The 26789-nt window shown below is 41.2% G+C and carries 30 protein-coding genes and 1 pseudogene; 17 read left to right on the forward strand and 14 right to left on the reverse strand.

Going from position 1 to position 26789, the window contains the following annotated elements; genetic code table 11:
- Positions 1-11: 11 nt before the first annotated feature.
- Together H6G26_RS11020 and H6G26_RS11025 are read left to right on the forward strand one after the other, a co-directional pair.
- On the forward strand, positions 12-632 hold the full coding sequence (locus tag H6G26_RS11020; protein WP_190729286.1) for a UbiX family flavin prenyltransferase: 621 nt from the start codon (positions 12-14) through the stop codon (positions 630-632).
- Positions 633-798: 166 nt separating this feature from the next.
- Positions 799-1500 (forward strand): LapA family protein, encoded by a 702-nt coding sequence (locus H6G26_RS11025; protein WP_190729287.1) that lies wholly within the window; start codon positions 799-801, stop codon positions 1498-1500.
- Positions 1501-1515: 15 nt separating this feature from the next.
- On the opposite strand, the gene H6G26_RS11030 is transcribed toward H6G26_RS11025, so the two are convergent.
- Positions 1516-1710 (reverse strand): hypothetical protein, encoded by a 195-nt coding sequence (locus H6G26_RS11030; protein WP_190729288.1) that lies wholly within the window; start codon positions 1708-1710, stop codon positions 1516-1518.
- Between the two features lie 711 nt (positions 1711-2421).
- On the opposite strand from H6G26_RS11030, the gene H6G26_RS11035 reads away from it, so the two are divergent.
- The 3 genes and pseudogenes from H6G26_RS11035 (at position 2422) to H6G26_RS11045 (ending at position 3727) form a co-directional block, all read left to right on the forward strand.
- A complete protein-coding gene (locus H6G26_RS11035; RefSeq protein WP_190729289.1) occupies positions 2422-2967 on the forward strand; it encodes a shikimate kinase in 546 nt (181 codons plus the stop codon).
- Positions 2967-3404 (forward strand): annotated as a pseudogene (locus H6G26_RS11040) (XisH family protein). Before H6G26_RS11035 ends, H6G26_RS11040 begins: the two are co-directional and overlap by 1 nt.
- On the forward strand, positions 3392-3727 hold the full coding sequence (locus tag H6G26_RS11045) for an element excision factor XisI family protein (protein ID WP_190729290.1): 336 nt from the start codon (positions 3392-3394) through the stop codon (positions 3725-3727). The pseudogene H6G26_RS11040 and the gene H6G26_RS11045 overlap by 13 nt, the downstream one beginning before the upstream one ends.
- A gap of 103 nt (positions 3728-3830) precedes the next feature.
- On the opposite strand, the gene H6G26_RS11050 is transcribed toward H6G26_RS11045, so the two are convergent.
- Positions 3831-4433, reverse strand: a complete 603-nt coding sequence (locus tag H6G26_RS11050; RefSeq protein ID WP_190729291.1) for a Uma2 family endonuclease — start codon at positions 4431-4433, stop codon at positions 3831-3833.
- A gap of 202 nt (positions 4434-4635) precedes the next feature.
- Here H6G26_RS11050 and H6G26_RS11055 point away from each other — a divergent pair, with 202 nt between their 5' ends.
- Positions 4636-4791: a pentapeptide repeat-containing protein gene (locus H6G26_RS11055; protein ID WP_190729292.1), complete on the forward strand. Its 156-nt coding sequence runs from the start codon at positions 4636-4638 to the stop codon at positions 4789-4791.
- 71 nt (positions 4792-4862) lie between these two features.
- Positions 4863-4997, forward strand: a complete 135-nt coding sequence (locus H6G26_RS11060; RefSeq protein ID WP_242053661.1) for a hypothetical protein — start codon at positions 4863-4865, stop codon at positions 4995-4997.
- Positions 4998-5159: 162 nt separating this feature from the next.
- Here the strand turns inward: H6G26_RS11060 and H6G26_RS11065 are convergent, their stop codons facing one another.
- Positions 5160-5549, reverse strand: coding sequence for a type II toxin-antitoxin system VapC family toxin (locus H6G26_RS11065; RefSeq protein WP_190729293.1), 390 nt, complete (start codon positions 5547-5549; stop codon positions 5160-5162).
- On the reverse strand, positions 5539-5766 hold the full coding sequence (locus tag H6G26_RS11070) for a hypothetical protein (protein WP_190729294.1): 228 nt from the start codon (positions 5764-5766) through the stop codon (positions 5539-5541). The genes H6G26_RS11065 and H6G26_RS11070 overlap by 11 nt, the downstream gene beginning before the upstream one ends.
- A 189-nt stretch (positions 5767-5955) precedes the next feature.
- Here H6G26_RS11070 and argB point away from each other — a divergent pair, with 189 nt between their 5' ends.
- Positions 5956-6849 (forward strand): acetylglutamate kinase, encoded by an 894-nt coding sequence (gene argB / locus H6G26_RS11075; protein WP_190729295.1) that lies wholly within the window; start codon positions 5956-5958, stop codon positions 6847-6849.
- 49 nt (positions 6850-6898) lie between these two features.
- On the opposite strand, the gene H6G26_RS11080 is transcribed toward argB, so the two are convergent.
- Positions 6899-7339 carry a hypothetical protein gene (locus H6G26_RS11080; RefSeq protein WP_190729296.1) on the reverse strand — a complete coding sequence of 147 codons (441 nt, stop codon included), beginning with the start codon at positions 7337-7339 and terminating at the stop codon, positions 6899-6901.
- Positions 7340-7737: 398 nt separating this feature from the next.
- Between H6G26_RS11080 and psb27 the strand changes: the two genes are divergently transcribed.
- A complete protein-coding gene (gene psb27 / locus H6G26_RS11085) occupies positions 7738-8142 on the forward strand; it encodes a photosystem II protein Psb27 (RefSeq protein WP_190729297.1) in 405 nt (134 codons plus the stop codon).
- Positions 8143-8284: 142 nt separating this feature from the next.
- Here psb27 and polA read toward each other — a convergent pair whose 3' ends face one another.
- The gene (polA, locus tag H6G26_RS11090) at positions 8285-11224 is read right to left on the reverse strand and encodes a DNA polymerase I (RefSeq protein ID WP_190729298.1); all 2940 of its coding nucleotides are present in this window, start codon (positions 11222-11224) and stop codon (positions 8285-8287) included.
- A gap of 203 nt (positions 11225-11427) precedes the next feature.
- Here polA and H6G26_RS11095 point away from each other — a divergent pair, with 203 nt between their 5' ends.
- A complete protein-coding gene (locus tag H6G26_RS11095) occupies positions 11428-12297 on the forward strand; it encodes a Cof-type HAD-IIB family hydrolase (protein ID WP_190729299.1) in 870 nt (289 codons plus the stop codon).
- A gap of 189 nt (positions 12298-12486) precedes the next feature.
- On the opposite strand, the gene H6G26_RS11100 is transcribed toward H6G26_RS11095, so the two are convergent.
- Positions 12487-13176 carry a DALR anticodon-binding domain-containing protein gene (locus tag H6G26_RS11100; RefSeq protein WP_347242455.1) on the reverse strand — a complete coding sequence of 230 codons (690 nt, stop codon included), beginning with the start codon at positions 13174-13176 and terminating at the stop codon, positions 12487-12489.
- 529 nt (positions 13177-13705) lie between these two features.
- On the opposite strand from H6G26_RS11100, the gene H6G26_RS11105 reads away from it, so the two are divergent.
- On the forward strand, positions 13706-14425 hold the full coding sequence (locus tag H6G26_RS11105; protein WP_100901811.1) for a Crp/Fnr family transcriptional regulator: 720 nt from the start codon (positions 13706-13708) through the stop codon (positions 14423-14425).
- Between the two features lie 78 nt (positions 14426-14503).
- Here H6G26_RS11105 and H6G26_RS11110 read toward each other — a convergent pair whose 3' ends face one another.
- The 5 genes from H6G26_RS11110 to H6G26_RS11130 form a co-directional block, all read right to left on the reverse strand.
- Positions 14504-15550 (reverse strand): PstS family phosphate ABC transporter substrate-binding protein, encoded by a 1047-nt coding sequence (locus H6G26_RS11110; RefSeq protein WP_190729301.1) that lies wholly within the window; start codon positions 15548-15550, stop codon positions 14504-14506.
- A gap of 457 nt (positions 15551-16007) precedes the next feature.
- Positions 16008-16148, reverse strand: a complete 141-nt coding sequence (locus tag H6G26_RS11115; RefSeq protein ID WP_190729302.1) for a hypothetical protein — start codon at positions 16146-16148, stop codon at positions 16008-16010.
- Positions 16149-16309: 161 nt separating this feature from the next.
- On the reverse strand, positions 16310-17353 hold the full coding sequence (locus H6G26_RS11120) for a PstS family phosphate ABC transporter substrate-binding protein (RefSeq protein ID WP_190729303.1): 1044 nt from the start codon (positions 17351-17353) through the stop codon (positions 16310-16312).
- 26 nt (positions 17354-17379) lie between these two features.
- On the reverse strand, positions 17380-18780 hold the full coding sequence (locus tag H6G26_RS11125) for a serine/threonine-protein kinase (protein ID WP_190729304.1): 1401 nt from the start codon (positions 18778-18780) through the stop codon (positions 17380-17382).
- A 239-nt stretch (positions 18781-19019) separates the two neighbouring features.
- Positions 19020-20033, reverse strand: a complete 1014-nt coding sequence (locus H6G26_RS11130; protein WP_190729305.1) for a LysR family transcriptional regulator — start codon at positions 20031-20033, stop codon at positions 19020-19022.
- A gap of 215 nt (positions 20034-20248) precedes the next feature.
- On the opposite strand from H6G26_RS11130, the gene H6G26_RS11135 reads away from it, so the two are divergent.
- The 4 genes from H6G26_RS11135 to H6G26_RS11150 all read left to right on the forward strand — a co-directional run bounded on the left by H6G26_RS11135 (position 20249) and on the right by H6G26_RS11150 (position 24937).
- Complete coding sequence (locus tag H6G26_RS11135; RefSeq protein ID WP_190729306.1) at positions 20249-20971, forward strand: NnrU family protein; 723 nt, start codon at positions 20249-20251, stop codon at positions 20969-20971.
- 414 nt (positions 20972-21385) lie between these two features.
- Entirely contained in the window at positions 21386-21772 is a 387-nt protein-coding gene (locus H6G26_RS11140) for a thioredoxin domain-containing protein (protein WP_190729307.1), read from the forward strand.
- 193 nt (positions 21773-21965) lie between these two features.
- A complete protein-coding gene (locus H6G26_RS11145) occupies positions 21966-24068 on the forward strand; it encodes an NAD(P)H-quinone oxidoreductase subunit 5 (protein ID WP_190729308.1) in 2103 nt (700 codons plus the stop codon).
- Positions 24069-24322: 254 nt separating this feature from the next.
- Entirely contained in the window at positions 24323-24937 is a 615-nt protein-coding gene (locus tag H6G26_RS11150; protein WP_190729309.1) for a hypothetical protein, read from the forward strand.
- Positions 24938-24974: 37 nt separating this feature from the next.
- On the opposite strand, the gene H6G26_RS11155 is transcribed toward H6G26_RS11150, so the two are convergent.
- Together H6G26_RS11155 and H6G26_RS11160 are read right to left on the reverse strand one after the other, a co-directional pair.
- Positions 24975-25226 (reverse strand): hypothetical protein, encoded by a 252-nt coding sequence (locus tag H6G26_RS11155; protein WP_190729310.1) that lies wholly within the window; start codon positions 25224-25226, stop codon positions 24975-24977.
- Between the two features lie 15 nt (positions 25227-25241).
- Positions 25242-25847, reverse strand: a complete 606-nt coding sequence (locus H6G26_RS11160) for a hypothetical protein (RefSeq protein WP_190729311.1) — start codon at positions 25845-25847, stop codon at positions 25242-25244.
- A gap of 397 nt (positions 25848-26244) precedes the next feature.
- Between H6G26_RS11160 and H6G26_RS11165 the strand changes: the two genes are divergently transcribed.
- Entirely contained in the window at positions 26245-26532 is a 288-nt protein-coding gene (locus tag H6G26_RS11165; protein WP_190729312.1) for a DUF4258 domain-containing protein, read from the forward strand.
- Positions 26529-26756 carry a type II toxin-antitoxin system MqsA family antitoxin gene (locus tag H6G26_RS11170; RefSeq protein WP_229558429.1) on the forward strand — a complete coding sequence of 76 codons (228 nt, stop codon included), beginning with the start codon at positions 26529-26531 and terminating at the stop codon, positions 26754-26756. Before H6G26_RS11165 ends, H6G26_RS11170 begins: the two co-directional genes overlap by 4 nt.
- Positions 26757-26789: the final 33 nt, after the last annotated feature.

Below are 26789 nucleotides of genomic sequence, written 5' to 3' on the forward strand. Positions count from 1 at the left end.
CTAAAACGTTCGTGTCAAATAACACTAAACCTCTAATTTTAGGCGTATCGGGCGCATCTGGTCTGATTTACGCTGTTCGCGCGATCAAATTTTTGCTAGAAGCAGATTATAGTATTGAATTGGTTGCTTCTAAATCTACTTACATGGTTTGGCAGTCAGAACAGGAAATTCGGATGCCATCAGAACCAAGCGGGCAAGAACAATTCTGGCGAGAGCAAGCTGGAGTTGCACTTTCGGGTAAACTCCGCTGCCATCCTTGGGGTGACGTTGGAGCTGGGATTGCCAGTGGTTCCTTTGCCACTCTGGGGATGATAATTATTCCATGCAGCATGAGTACAGTAGCAAAGTTAGCGGTTGGCTTGAGTTCCGATTTACTAGAACGGGCGGCGGATGTCCAACTCAAAGAAGGGCGAAAGCTGGTCATTGTCCCTCGTGAAACGCCTTTTAGCCTCATCCACCTGCGTAACTTAACCTCTTTAGCAGAAGTTGGAGTGAGAATTGTCCCCGCTATTCCCGCCTGGTACCATAATCCCCAAACCATTGAGGATTTAGTTGATTTTGTAGTCGCCCGTGCTTTAGATCAACTAGATATTGACTGCATCCCAATTCAGCGGTGGGAAGGTCGTCGCTAATGCCCTCAGCAGACTGATCGGAAATTTCACAATAGTCCTAAAAGGGTAATGATAGAGATGGCTGATAGTGTCAGTAGTCAGTGAACAGTAATTAGTGAAGAGTAATCAGACTGATAACTGACCACTGACAACTGACCACTGATAACTGACAACTGACAAAATTGCTATGGCTGTAATTCGCTTAATTTTATTGGTGGCGGTACTGGGAGGACTAACGCTGTTGTTAGTCCAAAATTGGTCACCTGCCATATCGCTAGTATTTTTGGGCGTGCAAACTCAACCATTACCACTAGCGATATGGATTTTATTCAGTACTGCCACTGGTGCTTTCACATCTGTATTGATTGCTACCTTGTTTAACTTATCCAATTATTTTGGGGGAGGACAACGCCAAACTCCTGAGCGCCGAAGCACAACTTCGGCTCGTGCGAAGGCAAACCGGAGAGAAGAACCTACATCTCGCCCTGCCAGTTCTCCACCACCAGCTAGTAAAAAAGAAGAGCCTAGCAGTGATGTATTTGATGATTGGGAGACAAATGGCAGTAAAGATGATGATTGGAACTTTGATGAAAGCTTAGACGAAGCACCTACCCCTAATCCTCAAGCTCAACAGCCTAAAGATTCTAAAACTTACGAACGTCAATCAGAAGTCAAAAGCAGTTCTCAGTCCGGTTCAGTTTATTCTTACAGCTACCACGAACCAAAAAATACGGCTGTGGGAAAAACTGAATCCGTTTATGATGCTGACTACCGGGTGATCATCCCTCCTTATCAGCCGCCAACTACCAATCAAACTGATGATGATGATTGGGAATTTTTTAATGATGATGATGATTTTGAGGATGATGATAAACGCTCCCGTCGGTGAGATGCAGCAGGCTCTCTACTTGATGCCACACCGCTCTCTAGACTCCTGCTTGACCTTACCAGTCATGGCAGCTTCCTGCAAAGTCATGAAAGCATTAAAATCTTCCAATTCATACCGGGTAGTCAACAATTGTCGTAGTTGATTTTCAGCTTCCACTGTCAAATAGCCAGTTGCTAAAGCTTTTTGTACAACGTCACGAATTCGAGTCATAGTTGACGCCTCATTCATCATATATTTATTCATTCAGGCTTATTGGGGTGAAATATGCAGTAGTCTTTCATGCCAAAACTTCAAATTTGCAAAGTTTTTTGGGCGATCGCAGTATATAAGTCATTATTTACACCTCTATCAGAAACATTTAATTGCTCAGAGCTTGTTATGACTAGATTTTTAGAATAACTACACGGTGCTGGTAGAAACACAGTGTTTTGTATACTTAAAATTACCCACCAAAGTGAAAATTCGGATTATTTAGATAGACAGGAATTGTTTGAATAAAGTTTCAAAGAAGCTATATTATTTTTTTTATTAAGCATAGCGATCGCTATGCAGCAAATACAAAGTTAATTGAGGGAACTTACTACATTCCTGAGAAATTATTCGTTTATATTATGATAATTTCGCAGAAAAATTGTTAATTAATTGCCTTGGTTACTTTAAATACATTAACAATAGTAATAACAACGGTTGATTAAACTAAAATAGAAGATGAATTTGTAGAATTTAAAAATAATTGCGAGTTAGAAAATTTATATAGCAGTCCTAAACAATTCGTGAAAAGTTAGATAAGCGAAAAACTTTACGAAGTTGGGAATTTAGACACTGCGATCGCTTTTCTATTCTTATACATAATGAAGTGCGTTAAGGCAGTTTATAATTTAAAACTGTGCCTCAGAACTCATAATTGGAGCAAAGCAACTGGTGAGCAGCTTATTAAAAGGAGTCAACCTGTACTTAATTGGCATGATGGGTGTTGGTAAGACGACAATAGGGCGCTTACTGGCCAAGGAACTGGGTTATGGGTTCGTGGATACCGATGATGTCATTGCCCAAGCAACAGGTAAATCTATCAATCAGTTATTTGCCGAAGAAGGGGAAGCAGGATTTCGCCAGATAGAAAGTGACGTGCTTTCACAAGTCTGTGCTTTTACAAAATTGACTATATCAACAGGTGGAGGCATTGTACTGCGGCGAGAAAATTGGGGTTATCTGCACCACGGTTTAATAGTGTGGCTAGATGCGCCAGTGGATCTAATTTACAGCCGTTTAGCTGAGGATACCACAAGACCACTCTTGCAAGATGCTGATCCTAAAGGCAAATTGCGATCGCTCCTTGAACAACGAACACCACTTTACTCTCAAGCCGATTTGCACATCACCGAGCGAGAGGGAGATACGCCTGAAGACGTTGCCAAACGAATACTTGAGGCAATTCCTGGCGTACTAAAAAAAACTGTTTCTCATTAATGGGGAATATTAATCTAACTGTATCTGCAAAAGATATTTTTCATGAATCAGTTAAAAAAGCTTTGCAAAAAGAACAAAGGAGGATTACGAGCGATCCTTTAAAATTTAAATTTGGGTAAGTCAATTTCCAAATTGGTTTAGGCGTAGAGAAAATAATTGCCGCAGAAAAAGGAAATGAAAAAATAGCAATTGAAATCAAAAGCTTTTTAAACCCCTCGGCAATTACAGATTTTTACTCTGCTTTGGGACAATTTCTTAGTTAACGTCTAGCATTAGCAGGATATGAACTAGAGCGAGTCTTATACTTAGCAGTTCCATTGGATACATACAAAACATTTTTTCAACTGGAATTTACTCAAACTGCGATCAAACAGTATCAGGTGCTATTAATTGTTTACAATCCAGTAGATGAGGTGATTGTAGAGTGGATAAACTAGCAAAATATCAAGAATATGTTAAAACATTGTTGACGAACTATGCCAGTGATGATGTCTCGAATAACAATGTCGAAGTCCAACTGATTTTAGACACAGAACGCAATCATTATCAATGGATGAATGTAGGTTGGCAAGGATTTAATCGTATTTATCGATGCGTTATCCATTTTGATATTAAAGATGGCAAAATCTGGCTGCAACAGAATTTAACCTATCGCAATCCAGCAGAGGAATTAGTGATAATGGGAGTACCACGAGAGGATATTGTCTTGGGTTTGCAAGCTCCATATAAGCGTCAGTATACAGATTATGGCGTAGCGTAGTGCGATCGCTCCTCGAACAACGAAGATCACTTTACTTTCAGCGAATACTTGAGGCAATTCCTAACGCTCTCAAAACACAAGTTTTTTATTAGGAAGACTCAAATTACCAAATTTTGGTCATTCGTAGGATAAATCCTGGTAATTCTGGATTGCCACTAACTGCTTCGGGATTTTCCAAAATTTCAACTTCTCGATTCGGACGGTAAATGTAGACTTTTCTATTTTGCCGATCAATTAACCAGCCTAGTGATGCACCGTTATCGATGTACTCCTGCATTTTGTCTTGTAATTTTATCAGGCGATCGCTAGAGGAACGTAGTTCAATTACAAAATCAGGAAAAATTGGTGCAAATGAAGCTTTTTGTGCATCTGTTAAGGCATTCCAGCGCTCCAGTTCAATCCAAGAAGCATCAGGAGAACGCATTGCTCCATTAGGTAGCGTAAAACCTGTACTGGAGTCAAAGCCTATGCCAGTGCCATCTTGTTCTGTCCAATACCCAAGCTGTGCAGCAATGTTAAAGTTACGGTTGCCCGTATCTGAAAAAGCTGGTGGCATAATGATGACTTCCCCATTAGCAGTGCGCTCGATTCGTAAATCTCCATTGGCTTGGCAAAATTCGTAGAACTGCTCATTTGTCATCTGCACAAGCGAGGGAAAATTTACCGTTAGGGGTGTGCTTTCAGTTTGAATTAGCAGCGTAGTCATTTTCATTCCCTAGCTTCAGCCGAATGATTTCAATTTTAGAGGTTTGAAGGAGCGATCGCTGTTATATTGTGTCCGGTAATGTGGGAATAGTTAATTTGTAAGGTGCGTTACTTCGTTAACGCACCATCTTGATCTGTCTCATCCTTCGTATAGGATTGACTCTAGAGCTTGAAGTTTTACTGCTGTCTCACGAAAGAATTCAATGGATATTGAAGAGTTTTTTAGTCGTTTAGATGCTGGGGAAAATGATTTTTCAGGAGTCGATCTCAGTGGTGCAGTCTTAAGCGAAGTTGACTTGTCTGGCATTAATCTCAGTGGTGCTGATTTGAGTGGGGCGCTCCTCTGTAAAGCTAGTTAGGGGGTGCTGATTTAAGAGACGCTAATCTGAGCGGTGCTGATTTACGTGGTGCTGATTTGAGAGTTACTCGTATGGAGGGCGTTAATCTTGAAAATGCTAATTTATTGGAAGTTAACTGGCACTGCGCGGAAATGTATGGGGCTTATTTCTACAATACCGTTATGCCAGATGGTGAACTCGTAACTGAACCAAACACCTATGAATGATTAGTACAAACATACTCGGATTTGGCATCAGAGATTGTGAAGAGTTACAAAGTCTTCTACACTGACTGAAATAGGTTTTAACTCTCTCTGTTAGGCTCCTTATGACGGTTAACGATTCTGAATACATCAGGCAAGCTGAAGCTAATTGTGTGCAAGGCGTATTCACCAAGCTACTGTTTGTAGATTTTCAACCTCTTGAAAATGAGCATCTCGCGTAACGAGAATTAAATTATACTGAATTGCAACAGATGCAATCCAAATATCATTTTCGGGTAATGGACGACCTTTGAGTCGCAATTTATTCTTAACTTCACCATATTTACGGGCAGTTTCTACATCGCATCCAATGACCGTATTTCTGGCAATGAACTCCTCAATACGTTCTAAATTTCCTTGCGATCGCCCTGATTTTCTAGCACCGTAAAATAATTCACCAATAGCAACACTGGGAATAAAAATTTCTTCTGCATTTACTAGCTGATTATTTACTGCGATATCATTTGCAAATAAAGCAATAATAATATTAGTGTCAAGCAGGTATTTACCACTCATCTGTATCTACCTGTTCGCAACCTTGTTCAATTGCTTCGCGCATCAACTGAATATCATTTGGCGATATTGTACCTGCAAAATTTAATAATTCTTTACCTGGAACACCATGAATTTGCGAACCTACTAAAGTTCGGGCAAACTCCAGCACTCGATATTGCAAGTCTTCAGGCATAACTTTTAATTCTTCAATTAGCCGATGGAGAATCGGTGTATCCATATTTCTCCTGATAATTTTCGATTTTGGTTGCTAGTTCTTCTTTTATAGATTTTCACATTTCTGAAACGAACTAAACAGCTATGGCTGATCAGTACAAACATACTCGACTTTAGCATCAGAGATTGTGACGAGTTACAAAGTCTTCTACACTGACTGAAATAGGTTTTAACTCTCTCTGTTAGGCTCCTCATGACGGACAACGATTCTGAATACATCAGGCAAGATGAAGCCACTCGTGTGCGTGTACTAAGCGAAGCACTACCTTATATTCAACAATTCGCCGGTCGCACTGTTGTTGTCAAATATGGTGGCGCAGCGATGAAAGATAGCGCACTCAAAGACAAAGTTATCCGCGACATTGTATTCTTATCCTGCGTGGGCTTGCGTCCGATTGTAGTCCACGGCGGTGGCCCAGAAATTAACAGTTGGTTAGATAAGCTGGGCATCGAACCACAATTTAAAAATGGTCTGCGAGTCACTGATGCCGCCACAATGGATGTGGTGGAAATGGTTTTAGTTGGTCGAGTTAATAAAGAAATTGTCGCCCTAATTAACCAAGCTGGTGGATTGGCTGTAGGACTTTGCGGTAAAGACGGTAATCTATTTACAGCCCGTCCCCAAGGTCAAGAAGGCATCGGTTTTGTGGGGGAAGTCAGCAATGTGAATATCAAGATTTTGGACACCCTCGCTAGCAATGGCTATATTCCGGTAGTGTCTAGCGTCGCCGCAGACGAGACAGGGCAAGCTTATAACATTAACGCCGATACTGTAGCCGGAGAAATCGCTGCTGCACTAGGAGCAGAAAAGTTAATTTTACTGACCGACACAAGTGGAATTTTAAAAGATTACAAAGACCAATCTACTTTGATTCCAAAAATAGATATCCGCGAAGCCCGCGAGTTGATTGCTGATGGTATAGTCAGCGGTGGGATGATTCCCAAAGTGAGTTGTTGTGTGCGATCGCTTGCTCAAGGAGTCCGTGCAGCACACATCATCGATGGTCGCATTCCCCATGCCCTGTTACTAGAAATCTTTACTGATGTTGGGATTGGGACGATGATTCTCGGTTCGCAGTTTACCTAATAGGAGTTAGGAGTTAGGAGTTTTCCTCCTTTACTCCCTATTCTTTGCTCTACCGAGGATAGATGAAAACACGCGATCGCCCACCCCTAAATGGTCTACGACGCCATGAATTATTGATAATCACCGGATTAACTATGGTTGAGTCTCGAATTGCCGGATTAATCAAAGTTGGATTAATTAGCGTGGAATTTCTTATGTTTTGCCTTAACTGGGGATAGGAATAATCAGGGTAATTGTAATTATTGCGTTGTGGCATCAGTCCTGTTGCTGGGTCTACAGGCATTGGTGTAGGAATCGGACTACCATAAATAAAGGAACCAACAGGAGGCGATATTTGACGACAAGCTGCTCCACAGCCACGCCTGCCTCCATAAGCGCCATCAATTACTATGACACTCTGGGCAGAAGCTGGAGCAATGCTTACACCCATAACTGCTAAAGTCATTCCTGCTAAAAGCCAATTAAGTTGCGAATGCTTGATTTTCAACATATTTTACTCACCTGCATTTTATACCGGAATTTTTAATCAGAAAATAGTTGCAGCTACCAATAACATTTTTTTATGAGGCTGCGCCAAATTTTCTTGGCTTCTTATTTCTTTCTTTGTGTCCTTTAGCGAAAGATAGATTTACCTGTAAGGCTTGAGCATGAATAGGAATGTAAAGAGGCAGTTATTTGCAACATTCATTTGATACTCATACTGCCCAAGCCTGGGGACTGAGTTATAAGCTTAAACCTCAAGAATAATGTCACCTCGCAATTGCCGCATAATTTCTGACCTTTTTTTATGGTAACGAGTATCTAAGTAATTCTGACTCAGCAATAAATTGATCCCCAGGTTACCAATCCAAGATAGGATGGACGTTGATTTACGTATTCTTTTACTTAATGCATATGAAGCGCTATTGGTCGCGTTTGCTTGCGCTGGTTTTGGTTGTATCTATCGGCTTAATGGGCTGTTCTGGCAGTCCTGATAGTTTGACTGGGGATTATCGCCAAGATACCTTAGCTGTGGTCAATATTATGAGACAAGCTTTGGATGTATCACAAGATTCACCAGACAAAGCAGCAGTTCAAGCAGAAGCGCGTCAAAAAATTAATGACTTTTCAGCTCGCTACCAGCGGGTTAACTCTGTTTCTGGTCTTGGCTCTTTTACAACCATGCGAACAGCCCTCAACTCCCTAGCTGGACACTACAGTTCTTACCCAAATCGTTCTGTACCCGAAAAACTCAAGAATCGTTTAGAGAAAGAGTTACAGCAGGTAGAAGCAGCGCTAACGCGTGGCGGTTAATTCTTAACAATTGCTTACTGTTTATCAAGAGTCAATACTTTTGGCTCTTGATTATGTTGTCAACTTTATATAAATCAAAATTTTAAATTTTAAAATAAACTGATTGATACTTTTCTAGCTAAAAGCCTTGTCATAGTTCAACTTACTTCGTCTCCATCCAATTTTCACCAACACGCGCCTCTACCAGCAACGGTACACTCAACTGGACTGCATTTTCCATCAAAGACTTAATTTGTGGTTGTAATTCTTCCCACTCTTGGGGGGGGATTTCAAACACTAATTCATCGTGAACTTGCAACAATAAACGTGCCTGATAGTTCTTCAGAACCTCATGCAGTCTTACCATTGCAATTTTGATAATATCAGCATTGGAACCTTGAATTGGTGCATTAGCAGCAGAGCGTAATAAACCCGCATCATAAGGGCCCAAATTCTTCAATTTACTCAGTTCAATATCTTCTGGGTTACTGCCTTTTAATTTGCGTAAACTGTTATTAGTAAAGTCAAAATAACGACGGCGACCGAAAAGAGTTTCTACATAACCAAGAGCGATCGCTTCTTTTTTGACTCGCTCCAAATATGCAAATACTTTAGGATATCGTTCATTAAACCGCTTAATGAACTCGTTGGCAACGGTTTTATCTATCCCAGTTGAGCGCGAAAACCTTAGAGAACCCATTCCATAAATCACACCAAAATTGATAGTTTTTGCTATCCCTCGTTCTTCTGAGGTTATATTTTCTTTTTCAAACACTAACCGCGCCGTAACGGTGTGAACATCTTCATTTTGCTGATATGCTTGCACTAATATCGGCTCTTGACTCAAATGAGCTAAAATCCGCAATTCAATTTGTGAGTAATCAGCAGCCACCATTAACCAACCAGATTCTGGCAAAAACGCCTTCCGAATTTGGCGACTAAAAGCTGTACGAATGGGGATATTTTGCAAATTCGGATTAGAAGAAGATAACCTACCAGTTGATGTTGCTGCTTGGTTAAAATCAGTATGCACCCGTTGGGTATCTGGACGCACCAATGCAGGCAATGCATCAACATAAGTAGACTTTAATTTAGATAGAGTACGATACTCAATGATCGCTTCAACAAATCCAGTTTTATCATCTTCTTGGAGCTTTTCTAGTGTTGCTGCATCTGTAGAGAAGCCGGTTTGAATTCTACGAGAATGTTTAGTGCTTAAGCCCAACTTTTCAAACAAGATTTGGCTCAATTGTTTAGGAGAACCCAAGTTAAAATCTTCCCCAGCTATTAGAGTTGCTTTCTCTTTTAACCTAGCTAATTCTGTCTCTAAATGCTGTGAAAGTTCTTGTAAATAAGTTGAATTAATGCGAACACCAGTGTATTCCATTTGGGCTAAAACTGCTTCTAGTGGCTGTTCCACTTCCACTAATAACTTAGATAGGGTTGGAAGTTTATCCAGTTCTTCACGCAATTTCGGCACTAAGCCAAAAGTAGAATAAGCATCCATACCGCAGTAATCGGCTACAGCAGGAATGTCTATATCAGCGATGGTTTTGCCTTTAGGGACTAAATCCAAATAACTTTTTGCGATCAATCCCAAATATCGCTGCGCTAAATCCATCAAATTATGACTTGAATCGGGATTTAGAATGTAACTTGCCAGCATAGGATCAAACACTACTCCTGCCAAATTAATTCCTTGACACTTTAAAACTAAACGGTCAAATTTGGCATTTTGTAAAGCTTTGGGATAATCAGCATTTTCAAGAATTGGGCGTAATGCTTCTAGCGCCAAATCTTTATGCAAATTTTCCCCAGTTTTGTGCCCCAAAGGAATATAGGCTACCTCATCTGGTTGCGTTCCCCAACAGCAACCAATTCCTACTAATTCAGCATCTCTTGGTTCTAAAGCGGTAGTTTCAGTGTCCCAAGCAACGGGAGTTTCTGGGTTGGTGAATTTTTGCAAAAGTTTCACTAACTCAGTTAATTTGGCTTCAGTATTTATAATGCGTGGTGTAATTGGGGAAGTAGATTGTTGTGGAACTGCTGCTGTATCACTAGCACTGAAAAACCACAAATCATTATCTTCATCAACGCTGAGTTCTGAGTTAGTATTGGAATTAATTGTGTCTGTTTTGGCTTCTTGGATTTCTTCGACTTTACCACCAAAACGTTGTTGAAGGTCGTTTATTTTGCCTAAAAAAGACTTGAATTCTAACTTTTCTAGAATTGGTGTCAAGACGTTTGTATCAAAACCTTTTAATTGACAATCTTCTAAATTAATTTCTAGAGGAACATCCAGAATTATAGTTGCTAAATAGCGAGACTTATCAGCGTCTTCTTTACCCGTTGATAGTTTTTTCTGAGTTGCGCCTTTAATTTCATCTAACGCAGCATAAATATTGTCAAGGGAACCGTAAGTATTTAGCAGCTGCACTGCTGTCTTTTCCCCAATTCCCTTAACTCCAGGAATATTATCTGATTTATCACCACAAAGAGCTTTGAAATCAACAATTTGTGAAGGTAAAACGCCCATTTTGTCTTTGACTTGTTCTGCTTCAAATTCCGTGATGCTATTTGTAGAGCGCTTTAGGGCATCTGGACTAAAATTCAGAACAGTGATTTCTTTCTCAGAGTCGATCAGTTGAAATAAATCGCGATCGCCAGTGAGAATCTTCACCTTATACCCAGCAGCAGTGACTCGTTGTGCTAAGGTTCCTAAAACATCATCTGCCTCGTAACCAGGGGCAGTGAAAATTGGCAGATTGAAACCATTGAGCAAATCATGCAGGTTTGCTAAATCGGGAATGAAGTCTTCTGGCGTTTCTTTGCGATCGGCTTTATAAGTCTCGTCAGCTTCGTGCCGAAAAGTGGCCTCACCCAAATCAAAAGCGATCGCCATTGCTTGGGGCTGTTGTGTTGCCATTACTTCTAGCAGGCACTTAACAAAACCAAAACATATACTGGTAGGAATCCCTGTTTTGGTACGCAGTCCACCATCTCGCCCTTTGGCGAAAGCAAAGTACGAACGATAAGCCAGGGAGTGCCCATCTACAAGGATGAACGTGGGGCGTGTTGCAGTTACAGAAGTGATTTCAGACATAGCCTTATTTTAGCCAGAAGCTTTGTCACATAGTTAGCAATTTCAGATGCTAGAGATGCTAGTTCAGCTTTGCTTTGGTAACAATAGCGTAGTTTTTGTGTATTAAGGGACTTCTAAATAAAAAATATCCAATTTTTTCCACTACTCCCCACTGGTTGCTAGAGCCTGTTAACCTCTTACTGGAACTTAAAATCTAGGAAATTATGCAGAAAGCATCTGCTACACATTCGGCATCTACTGATAATCAGGCTGCTGTAAAAGACATTAAACTACTAGTTTTGGATATAGATGGCACGATCGCAGGACATTCTAACACTATCAGCACAGGTGTAAAGCAAGCTATTGTGGCAGCGCAAGCAAAAGGAATTCAAGTGGCGATCGCTACAGGTCGAATGTATCGTTCAGCCTTGCGCTTTCACCAAGAAATTGGCTCTACCCTACCATTAATGGCCTATCAGGGAGCCTGGATTCAAGACCCGATTACCCAAAAAATTCATCGCCATTGGACTATTTCTAGGGAAATCGCCTACCAGCTAATAGACTATTTTGAACAACCTGAGTTGCGATCGCTCCTATCTATCCACTTCTACATCAATGATCAGCTATACGTCCGTGAGTTAACCAGAGAAACCCAAATTTATGCAGAACGTTCTGGTATTATCGCGATTCCTGTGGGTGATTTGCGCCAAACCTTAACCAATGAACCGACAAAAATTCTCGCTTTGTCTGATGACATTGATGTGATCGACAAGCTATTGGGGAATTTGCGCCGCCAATACACACCTGCTGAACTTTATCTCACAACATCTGTTGCTACCTTCTTTGAAGCAACTAACGCCTCTGTGAATAAAGGAACTGCTGTGCGTTACCTAGCCGAAGAATTGCTGGGATTAGAGATAGCCAACGTTATGGCGATTGGTGATAACTTCAATGATCTCGAAATGCTGGAGTCTGTTGGCCTCGGTGTAGCTATGGGCAATGCACCAGCAGCAGTGCAAGCGATCGCGCAGTGGGTAGCTCCTAGCGTAGAGAAAGATGGAGCAGCAGTAGCAATTGAAAAGTTTTTACTGTAATGAGGGCACTTTTTCAAACCTAACCCATATAAATCTATAAATCAGAAAGGACACCGACGACTGGCCGTGTTTCGTCTCGGTGCCCTAGCTGGTTCGCTCCTCACACACCTGATAATGTAGCTGAGGTGATGCATTGAGTCAATAGCTATTATAAAACTTTTTATTTTATACCTAAGCGACATTACCGATTTATAACTCCAAGGGCGCAATAATACCCAAGCTTTCCTCTAGGACAAACCTTAATACTGATTGGGTAGCCATAAGCAATCCAAGTCTGGCTTGGGTTAGTTCTGGTGACGTAATTTTCACCTCACCCCAAATCCGGCAATTAGACCAGAAATTTTCAAAAGCTTGGCTCAAACTCAGCGCTACTTTTTCCCATTTCACAGAATCCTTAATATCAGCGCACTCTATGTTATCTACTACTTGTACTAACTCGGCAATTAGACGACGCTCATTTGGGTGATTTAGCCGCAGTCTTCCGTCACCATTGAGCCAAGGTAAGGGATTAGGGGAAATAACATCCCAAAAAGCTGGACTAGTATTTGGAACTGGTTCTCTAAGTTTAATCAATCCCTCTCGGTGAGCCAGCAGCACTAGCGAACAGCAACGTGCATGGGCGTACTGAACAGCAAACAATGAATTGGACATTGGGCATTGGGCATTGGGCATTGGGCATTGGTTATTCGCCTTGTCTTCCTCATCTCCCTCATCCTCCCCTGCTCCCCCTAAACTCCCGACTATAAGACTTTGTAACCAAGTCGCTAACATCGAGTGAGTCAATTCAAAATGTATCCACCCAGGAGGAACAATTTGGACGCTAAAAACGTCGTCACAAATCTTCAATAAATCAGAGGCGATCGCATTCGCAAGCTCCATAGTTTTTCGATTCTGAGATTTTGACAGTCGCAGAACCACACTTGAGATATATAAAACCCTACTTTCATCTCTACCTTTATATAGATGATTTATTTCATCTTTTATGGATGTTTTTTTTTCTTGGTAGGTATTAATGCTTAGTATTTTTATAAAGTAACTATATACTAGCTGTTTAAGTGACGTATATTTGCTAACTAGTAATTTATGATGCACGTAATTTTATTGAAATAATCATGTAAAATATATTTGTTGATTTTCTGTCATCTGTCTTACGATATAAATTTAATTCAGATAAAGAAAAATGAGAAGAGGATAAAATTTGATGAATAATCGATAAATAGAAAGTAAACTTTACTACCATCATTGTACAGTAGGAAGTATAACAAAAGAGTAGAGAGTAATTTGCTTTCTATTCTTTGGATTGGATTGGCTGACGCTGTTAGGCGTTAAGCCTGCCTCGCCAACACAAAGACACTCCTTGCACCTTTTGATCACGTCTTTGTCTTCAGCCGAACGCTCTTTGTTACCTATGCAATCTCCATCCTCCTTTTCTGAGGCATCACGGCCTTTTTTGACTTGGCAACGCATTCTTGACTGGGCTCAAGAACACTATCGCTGCCGTACCTTTAGCAAAGATGAGCGCATTCCAGCCCGGCCTGGCTTGCTATATTTGGTGCAAAGGGGTGCGATCCGCATGGTAGGAACCGCCCAAGTTAGTGCGACTGCTAGCCAGCTAACGTCTCGACGAATTAACAGAACTCCAGAAGAAGCGTTTTTGGGTTTTGTGGGAGCGGGACAGCCATTTGAAATTGTTGCTCAGTCACCATTCACACTCCAGTCTTACGCCCATGTTGACCAAACTGCGGTGTTGTGGATGTACTGGCACGATTTAGACAACTGGCCTCACTTCCGTCGTGAAGTTATGGATGCCTTTAGGTATCAGCACCAGCGTAAGCTACTGTGGCTGAGTGCCTTGGGACAACGCCGCACAATTGACCGACTCTTAGGATTTCTCACATTGTTAATTGAGGAATATGGAGAGCCAGCAATGAGCGACACAGATCCTGATGTGATTCGCGGCTATTGTCTGCCCTTTCCCCTCACCCATGCCCAAATTGGGAGCGCGATTGGTTCGACCCGTGTCACCGTTACCCGCTTGATGGGTAAGCTACGTCAACGTGGCTTAATCCTCACCCAAGGGGATAATCTCATTTGCTTGCCAGCAGAGTCGATTAATAGAGCTGGTTAAAGCACAATTCAGAGAGGCGATTTCCGCCACTCTGCCTGAGTGTGATGGACTATGCCCCAACGAAGGCGATCGCTCTTGTCAGCGAATTTTGACAAACCCAGCTTGGGAAATAAGTTCCTGTCCCTGCTCGGTCAGCAGTAAGTCGGCGTAAGCGACACCTGCTTGCTGCTCAGTCTGACCATTCTGTTTGACCACCACAAACAGATTGCGGGTAATCGGGTATTTTCCTGATTGGAAAGCCTCAATGTTCAATTTGTTTCGTTTACCAGGACATTCGGACGGGAGGACAGATGGTTCCTGGTATGGAGCAATATATTGCCCTTGCGTCCGCCCCAACGGCAAGGCTTTGATTGAGCATTGAGGAATCACCTCTGGGGCAGAAGCGTAGTAGATGCTACCAGGACTACCAGCCAATTTTTGCAAGGCTTGGGTGGTTGTGGAGATAAATTCCACATTGGAGCTGAAAGCTTGACCACCCAAGATATCTTGGACAAAAAGTTCTACCGTACCGCCATCAGCAATGCGGCGGGAATAAGGCTTAATCGGAATATTGGGCCCGCCCACCTGGCTCCAATTATTGATTTTGCCTGTGTAAATTGACTTTAACTGCTCTACCGTTAGCCCTTGGATATTAAGGTTGGGGTTAACTGCAACTGCCAAACCATCAATTGCCACGGGAATTTGTTTCAAAGTCAACCCACGCTGCTGGGCACGGCTTAATTCCTGATCTAGAATTGGTCGGGAGGACTGGGCAAAGGCTAGTTGACCGTCTATCAGAGATTGAATACCAGTACCAGAACCAGGAGATGCATTACTGGGTTCTACATAGCGCAGCCGCAGTTCTGGTCGCGCCGCTTGAATTGCTGAATCAACTACCAGGCGAATTGGTGCCCAAGATGTACTGCCTCCGTAATTAAATAATCCTGTAGGAACATTCTCTACTGAAGTGAAAGTATTGCTACTAGGCTGTTTTGACGCGGCTTGGGGCATTTTGGTGTTACCAGAATTAATTGTATTTAAATCAACACCAGACTTTCTAGTAAACCACCAAAAACCGCCAGCTATTAGCCCGGCCGTGATTAGGATGGATAAGACAAGAATAGTTGTTTCATTTTTTTGGGACATAGTAGGATTACCCGTGCGTCCATTCAATATAAGATAAGTGCTTGACTTAATAAGCACTTGCTACTTGAGATTGTATTGGGAGGATGGGTGTTTTGTTAGCGAAATTCTGACCAATCCTAATTTCTGACTACTTTAAAAGCCAAGGTATAATAAATTTCCCCTGAATTACTTGATTTCCTATTTCAAGGTTTGAGTGCTAACGAGAATAAATTGACATAGTACTGACGCAAACAATAGCCGAAACCCTGATTTTAGCGTAGGGGCAATTCATGAATTGCCCCTACCGCGTGTACTTTTGGGTAAGTCCTATGACACTAAAATTTTTACCATAAAGCTGAATTTCTCATCTTGAGGGTTTTCCCAGGTTAAGTATTGATTAATTTTTAATTTTTTATTGCTGATTAACGCACTGGTTCAAAGTCATAACCCGTGCGAGAACGGGAACTAGGAACAATTTTTACAAGTTGGACTGATTTTGAGTGATACTATTACTAATTTTGATCCCATTGTTAGTAAACCACCAAACACTACCGCCAACTATTCCAGTGGTCAACAGCAGGGTCAAAGCTAAAATTTTAGTTTCATTCTTTTGTGACATGAACAAATTTAAATAAAATAAAAACATTTATTATTTGTAAAACCTACGTCTGGAGATAAAAATGAACCATTCCAGATGCACGATAAATAAAAGTTTAAGAAAGTTTTTGTATAAGTTCTAATTTGATTATTTCGCTAAACCTAACCGCTTTGATCCTTTGATCATTTAATTCTGACAAATCCAGCCTTTTCGATCAGTTTTTGACTCTGAGGTGTCAACAGCCAATTTGCATAAGCTTCCCCAGCTTGCTGATCTGTTTGGCCATTCTGTTTAACAATTACAAATAAATTGCGAGTAATTGCATAGTCTCCACTACGAAATGCCTGACTATTCAACTGATTACGCTTACTGGGACATTCAGATTGAGCTACAAACGGTTCTTGGTAGGGAGGTACAAATTGACCGCTTGACCGTCCTATTGGTAGTGACTTAATCGTACACTGGGGTACAATCTCTGGGGCAGAAGCATAGTAAATTGCACCATTATTCACGGCTACTTTTCGTACTGCTTCCGTGGTCGTGCCAATATAACTAACGTTGGCACCAAAATTCTCTTTATTTAAAACATTTTCGACAAAGAACTCTACTGTGCCCCCAGCTTCTTTGCTGCGAGAGTAGACTGTAATTGGTAAATTCGGGCCACCTACTTGTTGCCAATTAGTAATTTTGCCCGTGTAGATGTCTTTGACTTGGGCGACAGTTAAACCAGGGACATTGAGATTGTGGTTAACTGCGATCGCAATGCCATCAATCGCCACCGGAATTTCTTTCAAACTAAATCCTTTTTGTCTAGCTTCGGCATTTTCTTCAGCTTTGACTGAACGAGAAGATTGAGAAAAAGCTAGTTGATTATCTATCAACATCCGAATACCAGTTCCAGATCCGGGTTGACCTGAGGGGGGTTGAGTATAGCGTAAAACAAACCGAGGGCACAGGCTTTGCAGTACGGTATCTACGTCCTTACGGATTGGTGCCCAGGTTGTGCTACCACCATAGTTGAATATTCCCTCTGGGAGGTTGGGCACGTTACATTTACTGAGCAACTGGTTCATAGGATTATCTGTGTTACCAATCCCCGAAGGTTTAGCAACAGTTCCATTTAGTTGCGCCCACCGTTCCATAAAAAACCATAAGCCACTAAATATTAAGCCGATGGTGATCATAGCAGCTAAGAAAAGACTAAGTGTTTCGTTTTTCTGAGACATAGTTAGCTGTTAGCACCAAAAGTTTTTTAAAGTAAGAGAGATAATAATTTATAAATAAGTCGAAATATTGCTGTTAAGGAAATCGCTATTAAGCCTGCTCCAACTGCTAAAAAAACTACTACTTTAATGCCAAGCCCGCCTTGTAAAAAAGGGAGAAAAAAAATAATTGCAACAGTAATTGTTGGAATAATTAATAAATCGAACTTTTCAATCCACCGTCTAGTTTGGGCAAATATTAGTATCCCCAAAATTACAAATGCAATACTTAAAGTAACTATTGGCGATTTTACTAGACTCAAGAGAGCGATCGCTATCAATGCCCCCTCAAACCCACTAAATGCTGCCCCACCCAATAATTCCACTGTAGAAAAGGCTGGTTGAGTTGGTGGACGGCGAGGAACGACGGGGTTAGGACCTCCTTTGGGTGGTTGGGGCGGAAGGGTTACAGAGGGCGAATTAAGTTGTGTAGCTGCTAGAGGCTGTGAGTTAAGTGCATCTAAAACCTCCTGCGCCGATTGAAAGCGCTGATTAGCAGCAGGTAGCAGCATCTTATCTAAAATATCAGCAAGGCGAGGGTTAATAGTGACTTGCATTCGCCATTTCCACTGGTTGGTATAAGCATCAAACAGTTTAATTGCTTCCTGATTTGTCAACAAAGTAATAAGAGTTACAGCTAAGGCGTATAAATCTGTAGATGGAAATACTTGACCCCCAGCCATCTGCTCAGGCGGCGCAAATCCCATAGAATAAATTCCTGTGGAAGAAGCAGCACCTAGCGCAGCATTTGTTACTTGCTTAACTGCGCCAAAATCTAGTAAAAAAAGTCTACCATCACCACGACGCATGATATTAGATGGTTTAATATCTCTGTGGATAATCCCTCTATCATGTACAAATTTTAGCACTTTCAAGATTTCTTGCAGCACCTCCAAGATTTGCTGCTCAGAAAATTTGCCATGTTGAACTAATTCTTCCTCTAAGTTTTGCCCATTAATATATTCTTGTACCAAGTAAAAAAACTGGTCTTGCTGTCCTGGTTGCAAACCATTAACTATCATCGGAAAGAAAGCAAACAAGTCAGGTATTTGCTCGTGATCGTTACCAAGTTGTGCTAAAACTTCTGCTTCTCTTTCAAACATCAACTGTGCTTGTTGCAGTTGATTTAAGGTTAAATTGCCCGATGGTTGAAACTGCTTAACTACGCATTGACGCATTCCGGGTATTCGGCGATCACGTGCCAAAAAGGCTGCTCCAAATCCGCCCCTTCCCAATAGCTTCACGGGGACATATCGACCATCTAGCAGCAATGGCATACCACAGGTAGTACAGTACTTCTGCTGCGTTGTTTTCAGCGTCGTAATATCATCTAAATCGGCAAAATAGTTTTGTGGGCGTGGGCAACGTGGACGAGTACAGTAAACTTCCATTTTCGTGATTAGTCATTAGTCAAAATAATTCGTAATTGATATAACGTAATTCGTAACTGATTCAGGTTACATAGAAACTAAATTTCTTTATCAAGAACAGGAAACTTTTTACTGATGTCAAATTTTTAGCTTGCCTACGACAGGTTACGCGAAAAGCTATGGGATAATAATTACGAATTACGAATTACGAACTACGAAATGACCTAGACGCCCTAAGGCTAAGACTAATGACCAGATTGTTAGTCTTCGCCGGAGGAGTTGGGCATTGCTCCATCTAATGTAGCTAACACTATGTTTTTTTGTGCCAATGTTAACACATCTTGACTCCATCCAGGATTAGCAAACTGGGGCAAAATTTCCCGACTAAAAGCCTCTGCCGCCTTGGATCTATAGCGATTAGGATTAAAAATCAGCCATAGTGTCCGTTTAACAACGACGCCTTCAATGGGGGTACGGTGTAGAACCCCCATTTGTAACTCTTTAGCGATCGCACTAGTTGAAACAAAGGCAGCCCCCAAACCAGATTGCACAGCATTTTTAATTGCTTCAATAGAGTTTAATTCCATTTCAACCTTAAAACGTCTGGTATCAATTTCACAGCGTGCTAGCACTTGGTCAATTACTTTGCGGATAGTCGATTGGGAATCTAGGGCAATGAATTGTAATTTGTATAGGTCTTCTTTTTGGATTTTTTCAAGTTTGGTAAAGGGATGAAAGATAGGTAGAATTAGCGCTAGTTCGTCTTCAGCGTAAGAAATAACTTCCAAAGATTCTGATAGTTCACCGGGAATTTCACCGCCGATAATTGCCAGATCAACTTGTCCATTAGCGACGCTCCAAGCAGTTCGCCTAGTTGAGTGCACGTGTAATTGCACTGCCACATCTGGATATTTTTGTCGGAACATCCCGATCATTTTGGGTAAAAGATAAGTGCCGGTGGTTTGAGAAGCACCGACAATTAAAGTACCGCCTTGGAGATTTTGTAAATCCTCGATCGCGCGGCAGGTTTCCTGACACAGACTGAGGATTTTTTCACCGTAACTTAGTAATAGATGCCCTGCTTCGGTTAATTGGGCGCGTCGCCCTCCACGATCGAATAGGGGGACATCTAGCTGCCGTTCAAGATTTTGCACTTGCAAGCTGACGGCAGGTTGGGAGACGTAAAGACTATCAGCGGCACGCTTGAAGCTTCCTTCTTGCGCGATCGCTTTTAAAATACGTAACTGATCTAAAGTGAAAGGAAGGTCAGACATAAGGCTCAATCCACAAACTTTAAAAGGAGCGGATGCAGACAAAAAATCAGGTTTGGCAGCAATCAGCTGGGCGTGATTTGTTGCATATTATTGAAGGCTTGACTAGAAAAAGACAGTAGCACAACATCTTGAATAAAGTCCCCTTTTGAATACTTTGTGGTATTGGTTGTACTGAATTCAATTTTCTTTAAATTACTTCACCTGTGTATGTGTATATGATGCTGATTTCTTGGTTGACACCCAGTCATTTTGTCATACTGGGGTTACAAATAGTTTTTGCGATCGCTCACAGTGGAGGCGCTGCTTTGCGTCCTTGGGCCGAACAATATATTGGCCCAAGGCTTTATCGCGTTCTCTTTGCATTAGTTAGCCTACCCTTGGCTGTAATATTAATTATTTACTTTTTTGGGCATCGCTATGATGGTTTGCAACTTTGGCAGGTACAAGGAGTACCAGGAGTGCGAGAATTTGTTTGGCTGCTGTCAGCTATCTCGTTTTTATTTTTATATCCTGCTACCTTCAATCTACTAGAAATTGCTGCCATTCAAAAGCCCCAAGTTCATCTCTATGAAACAGGAATTATTCGGATTACCCGTCATCCTCAGATGGTAGGACAAATAATTTGGTGTGTTGCCCATACTCTGTGGCTAGGTACTACCTTTACCCTTGTGACTTCCATTGGATTGGTATTACATCACTTGTTTGGAGTTTGGCACGGCGATCGCCGTCTAAGCGATCGTTATGGGGAAGCCTTTGAAATTGCCAAACAACGGACTTCAATTATTCCCTTTAAAGCAATCATTGACGGTCGTCAATCTATCAAATGGCAGGAATTTATTCGTCCTTCCTATTTAGGAATTGCCATTTTCATAGCTTTGCTTTGGTTATCGCACCCTCTGTTGCTGGAAGCAACTAGTAAGATAAGATGGGAAATCTAAGCGATCCCCAGTGTCAGCATAAAATCTAAAATAGATGAGGATTTCAGCTTATCAATTGCCCCAAATCAATGTACGATAAGTTCAAACATCTATCAATGGGGGTGGTCTGAATCGAGTTAAAATTTTAAATTGGTAGTTGTTGGTCAGTTGCTTTTCCTTAGGAAAAAATGGCAGATTCAGTCAGATACCCAGGTGGCCACGGCAATCAGGAGCCTAACGTCCAAAAAAGCCAGCGCGAATTCCACGGTGGCTTTTTTGTCAGAGACACATCAACGCGCTCAATTTTTGTTTAATTATTTAGTGTGCTGAGATTCGGCCCCTGAAAGCATTTATCGGCAGTTACTGACTTGCCAATCCTTCACTTCAATGCTGATAGGTAGTTTGATATAAAAACCTTATAATCCAAGAGGCGTCATGGTGTTGTCGGTTAGTGAGCGGACATTTACTCAAGAAGTTTTAGAATCTCCTATTCCTGTTTTAGTTAACTTTGAAGCACCTTGGTGTGGCTTGTGTCGGATTATCCACCCACTGTTATTGCAATTTCAAGCCCAATGCGGGGAAGAAATTAAATTAGTTGGGGTTAACGCCGATCAAAATTTTAAATTGTCTACTACTTATAAACTCAAATCACTACCCACTTTACTATTGATTGAAAATGGCACTATTCGCCATCGCTTGGAATGCTTTCGCGGTAGAGAAGATTTACGTCTAGCTTTAGAAGAGATTCAAGCTAAGTACACCAGTTGCTCGAAAATTTACAAAAGTTCAAAAACAATGGACTTAGAGTATCGGTCTGCTTGATGGATATTGGGCATAGGACATGGGGTATAGGGCTAATGGCCAATGACCAATGACAAATGACCAAATCTAAAACCATGCTTAACACCCCACCCAATCAGTCTTGGGTGGGTTATTTTATCCTAAAGGGTGTGTGTCACAATTATTAACAGTTTTCGACACGCTAAATTAAGAATTCTAAAAGTAGGCGTCAGTGATGGAAGTAATCTATCAGTATGCCTGGCTGATTCCGGTGTTCCCTCTTCTTGGGGCAATGCTGGTCGGTCTAGGGTTAATCTCGTTGAATCAGGTGACAAACCGCCTCCGCCAGCTTAACGCTGTGGTAATTATCTCCATGATGGGAGCAGCTATGGGGCTGTCGTTTGCCTTGCTATGGAGTCAAATTCAAGGACATGCGCCTTATATTCGTACCTTTGAGTGGGCGGCGGCAGGTAATTTTCATCTGAGCATGGGCTACACTATTGACCACCTGACAGCCCTAATGCTGGTGATTGTAACAACGGTAGCGTTGTTAGTCATGGTTTACACCGATGGCTACATGGCTCACGATCCCGGTTACGTGCGGTTTTACGCCTATCTCAGTTTGTTTGGCTCTTCAATGTTAGGTCTGGTGGTCAGCCCCAACCTAATACAGATTTATATATTCTGGGAACTGGTCGGGATGTGTTCCTACTTGCTGGTCGGTTTTTGGTACGATCGCAAGTCAGCAGCAGATGCCGCTCAAAAAGCGTTTGTGACCAACCGCGTGGGCGACTTTGGTCTATTACTCGGCATTTTGGGGCTGTTCTGGGCAACAGGAAGCTTTGATTTTAATATCATGGGCGATCGCCTCGCCCAACTCGTCGAATCAGGTAGTATCAGCAATTTTCTCGCTGTCCTGTTTGCGATTTTAGTTTTCTTAGGCCCAGTTGCAAAATCAGCCCAATTCCCTCTCCACGTCTGGCTACCAGATGCGATGGAAGGGCCCACCCCCATTTCTGCCTTGATTCACGCGGCAACAATGGTGGCGGCGGGTGTTTTCCTGATTGCCCGGATGTACCCAGTATTTGAAGGCGTTCCAGTTGCAATGAATGTCATTGCCTTTACTGGGGCGTTTACGGCGTTTTTAGGGGCTAGCATTGCCATTACCCAAAACGACATCAAAAAGGGCTTGGCTTACTCCACCATTTCCCAACTTGGTTACATGGTGATGGCAATGGGAATAGGTTCCTACAGTGCTGGACTATTCCACCTAATGACCCACGCCTATTTCAAAGCGATGCTGTTCTTGGGTTCAGGTTCAGTAATTCATGGTATGGAAGGTGTCGTTGGACACGACCCCGCCTTAGCGCAAGATATGCGCTTGATGGGTGGACTGCGAAAGTATATGCCTGTCACAGCAACTACCTTTTTGATTGGGTGCTTGGCAATTTCTGGTATTCCACCCTTTGCTGGTTTCTGGTCAAAAGATGAAATTCTAGGAAAGGCTTTTGAAGCTAATCCACTCCTCTGGTTTATCGGCTGGCTAACTGCCGGGATTACGGCTTTCTATATGTTTAGAATGTATTTCTCGACATTTGAAGGCAAATTCCGGGGTACTGACGAGAAAATCAAGGAAAAACTCAAGAAGGCTGCGGCGACAATTGTCCTGGAATTAGAGTCAGAAGAACCAGTCCCGAATTTTGGGCCTGGGGCGATGAAGAAAGGAGAATTGGCGGCAACTAGTCAGCATCATGATTCCCATGACTCCCACGGGCATCACAGCGACTCTCCCCACGAATCGCCGTGGACGATGACGCTGCCGTTGGCACTGTTGGCTGTGCCTTCGATTTTGATTGGTTTGGTGGGAACTCCCTACGCCAATTATTTTGAAGAGTTTATCTTTCCTCCTAGTGAAACCCTCTCCGAAGTTATAGAAAAGGCTTCCGAGTTCAATCCGACGGAATTCTACATCATGGCGGGTGCCTCAGTCGGAATTTCTTTGATTGCGATTACCCTGGCTTCGCTGATGTATTTGCGCCGTAAAATTGACCCAGCTGCGATCGCTGCTAAAATCCAACCACTTTACGAGTTATCCCTCAACAAGTGGTACTTTGATGACATTTACCATCGGGTTTTTGTCCTCGGCTTGCGTCGCGTAGCCAGACAAGTTATGGAAGTTGACTTCCGCGTTGTCGATGGTGCTGTTAACCTCACAGGCTTTTTCACCCTTGTTAGCGGTGAAGGTCTGAAGTACCTAGAAAACGGTCGCGCTCAATTCTATGCCTTGATTGTGTTTGGGGCGGTTTTGGGTTTAGTGATTGTCTTTGGTGTTACCTGATTTTCATTGGGGTGGGCGACTGTCCGCCCCTACATTATTTCTTGAGTTTTGTGATACAGCCATTTTCAGGTAATTAAACTAAATCTTTTTTGTTTCACGCAGAGGCAGGCAGAGAAATTGAGAGTTGAGCCTGAAAAGATGACAAAATTTTTTAATACAGCCTATAAAAGTTTAGCTTTCTAGTTACGCTCTGATTTTTTCAATATGTTTAATAATCTTCAAAAAATAAAATCCATTAGAACATTCAGTTATTTATGACAGAAGAAGAGATTAGAATCAGGCGGTTTTATATACCTGATGAAGTTTGGGAACGAAGTCATAATACATGGAAAAAACTCAAGCCAAGACGCAACTTTAATTATCGAGAGCCATCTGATGAAACACCTCTAGAATATTCACAAAGAATAATATCAATATTTAACAATATTCCTACACACGTACTTATTCAATGGCAATTTGAGCATATCTATGACTTCGATATGGTAAATAACTATGGCTGGATTAATTACCATCAAGTGACTTTTAACGTAGTTGATTGGTCTGAAAAAGAGTTTTTTAAAGTGCAGATATTTTCAGGTTTTAAGGATTATGTAAACCGCAGAAGTTATATATCAAATTTTGATCATCTATCATGCACTGATGAAGATAAAGATTATTGGATGCAGTTTGGGACTTGGCGAGTTCCAATAATTGTATTAGAAACTGAAAATATAATTAATGTACCAAATTATGCAGAATTAAATCGCCCATACCAGCTTGTAGAAGGACATACGCGGTTTGGAAACTACAATGCTATTAAATACTTAAGTGAGCAAGGAAAGGTTCAAATATCAAATAAACACAAAGTTTTTTTGATGTCTGTTAGTTGAATAATCGATTGTCGCTGACATTCGCTGCAAGACATTGTTATAAATTTTCCGACACATCATTATTATTTATGAGTCCTTCATACTCGGTAAGTAAGAAAGAAATATAGGAACGAATAAGATTACAGAATAAGCGACCTTCAGAAAGCGTCATTGGTTTACCCTCTTTTAAATCAAGCCCATGCCGACTACCACCACCAGTTGGTGACGAATGATAACCATGTAGATTTTCTAAACATTTCAATATATAGTTGATTGCTGTCCCTTCATTTGCTTTGCGGAGTTCATTCACGATTACGTTAAAATATTAATATTTCCCTTTTATTGTCACAGATAGTAATTGCTCACCTCTAAAAGCAGTTGTAATTGATTCGAGAATCCAATACAGTTCTTGAACTGCTTCTCTAGGTCGATTTTCAATCAGTAGTTGTTCAGAACGGCTTAGAGACTCACTAATGAGTTGCCTTGCAGACTCAGTAAGGGTTGGTGACGATTCAGACACAGGGATAGCTTCTTCACCTTCACATAGCTTCACAAGTTTTGGTGGATAGATTTGATAAGCAATCTTGTATTCAAGACAAATACTGTTGATACGTTCAATGTCAGGGATTGCATATTTATCCCGAAGATTCTCACACGCCTCGTAGAATGCCTCCAGAAACAGGGGTGGGTTTTTAGCCGCGTCTTCCAAATATGACCGTAAATCTGTGCTTGCCCAACTTTCTGAAGTACTCCAGACACTCGTAGAACCTATTGCATGGGCAAAACACTCTTTAAAATACTCTAGTAACTCCCAGCGATTTCCCTTAGCTATTATCCCAATAAGTTTCTCAAATTCATCAATTGCTGAATTAGGAATAATTGAATCTGGTGAAGATTTAAAGCGCCATGAATTAGGAAATTGAAGTGACATTTAAATGTTACATATTAAACAACAGTACTTATATAACTTATTAGAAGTTCATCTTGCAAATCTTCCAGGTACTCTCGGAGTAGAAGATGAGACACATTTATCTGAGACAACTTGATAGATCACGCGATATCCACCACTTTTGCCCGTCGGGATATCACTATTTTTTGCTCGAACTTTAAAAACGGTTAAGTCTATACCAGGATTTAATCACCGATAAAATTTCCAGTCTGTAGTTGATCAATAATGGGTTGAATGTCAATTTAAATTTGGTGATCGCAAGAACGAGGTAAAATATAATAATCTTTTTGCGCCGTAACCCATCCTACAAATTAATAAAAGCCCAACATTTAGCAAAATAATAAATTTTTTACTAAATATAATTTAAAAAGAATAATTCATGTATTGTCAAAATCTAGTTTTTTCCCGTCATGCTATCCAACAAATGTTTTATCGTCGCATTAGTCAAAAAGAAGTAAAAACTGCGATTTCTTATGGAGAAGTGATAGAAGAAAATCCTGATGATACACCCTACCCCAGTTATCTAATATTGGATTTTATAGAAGGTAAGCCGATTCATGTTGTATTTTCTTACAATGAAGCTACAGATACAGGATACGTGGTAACAGCTTATGTTCCTGATAGTAGTATTTGGTTAGATGGTTTTACAACTAGGAGACAGAGATGATGAAATGTGTAATTTGTCAGTATGGAGAAACTAAACCTGGTTTAGTAACTGTGACATTAGAAAGAGATGAATGTATTATTGTATTAAAAAAAGTTCCAGCAGAAATTTGTGATAACTGCGGTGAATATTATTTAAGTGATGCAGTTACCGAACAGGTTTTAGTAAAAGCAGAGTCAGCTATTAATAATGGAGCAGAATTAGAGATTATTAGATATGCAGCTTAGTGTTCTAATTTGCGTCTCTGCTACCATTTATGA

Source organism: Nostoc sp. FACHB-888, assembly GCF_014696655.1.
Classification (GTDB): Bacteria; Cyanobacteriota; Cyanobacteriia; order Cyanobacteriales; family Nostocaceae; genus Nostoc.